This window comes from Arthrobacter sp. HLT1-20, from assembly GCF_054510895.1.
Genome location: NZ_JBTNDR010000076.1, coordinates 1 through 1,070 on the forward strand (window position 1 = coordinate 1; position 1,070 = coordinate 1,070).

At 54.3% G+C, this 1,070-nt stretch carries 1 protein-coding gene; it reads right to left on the reverse strand.

Features of this window, described 5'->3' with window-relative positions; translation table 11 throughout:
* Positions 1–119 precede the first annotated feature (119 nt).
* The coding region (locus ACX80Q_RS18660; RefSeq protein WP_459332038.1) for a TerC/Alx family metal homeostasis membrane protein at positions 120–1,070 on the reverse strand (951 nt) is incomplete at its 5' end.

The window sequence follows — 1,070 nt, forward strand, 5'->3', positions numbered from 1 at the left end:
GCCGGGTCCGTTGAAATCACAACTAGCCCGCAGAAAACGGCGAGAATTCACGATTTTGTCGTGTTTTTCGTCGTTTTCTGCGGGCTAGTTGTTTAAGCTGGGGCCCTCGCGGCCGGGGACTACTTGCCCAGGAAGCCCTGGTGCAGCTCGTGCGTCTTAGCGATCTGCTCAAGGATCTCTTCGGAGTCCTTGTGCTTATCGCGGAACTTCGGATCCATGGTCTGGATAGTCTTTTCCTCAACCATGAGCATGCCGTACACGCGCTCACGCTCCACAGGATCAGCCGTGTATTCCAGGTTCGAGTAACTGTCGGCATGACGACGGGCATTGTTGAGCACCGTCTGCGCCTTGCCGGACTTGCTCACCAGGGACGCCACCACCGTGACCACCAGGACACCGATGATGACCGTCAGGGACAGGCTCGTGGAAATCTCAAAGACGTTCACATGCTCACCACCGTTGATGAACGGCAGGTTGTTCTCATGCAGGGCGTGCAGGACCAGCTTCACACCAATGAACGCCAGGATCGCGGCCAGGCCGTAAGAGAGGTAGATCAAACGATCCAACAGACCATCCAGCAGGAAGTACAGCTGACGCAAACCCATGAGCGAGAACGCCGTGGCCGTGAACACAATGTAAACGTTCTGCGTCAGGCCGAAGATCGCCGGAATGGAATCCAACGCGAACAGCAAGTCGGTGCCACCAATGGCCACCATGACCAGCAACATCGGGGTCAGGACCTTCTTACCATCAATCTTCGTGACAAGCTTGTCGCCATCGTAGTGGTCGGAGGTGTTGAAGAAACGCTTGGCGAGCTTGATGATGAAGTTATCCGCGCCGTCGTCGCTACTATCTTCTTCCTTGAGCAGGTTACCCGCCGTGATCAGCAAAATGATGCCGAAGATATAGAACATCCAGGACCAGGTATTGATCAACGCGGCACCAGCAAAAATGAAACCCGTACGGGCAATCAACGCGAAGACAATACCGAACAACAGAACCTTCTGCTGATCCTCACGAGGAACCTTGAAACTCGCCATAATGACCAGGAACACAAACAAGTTGTCAAC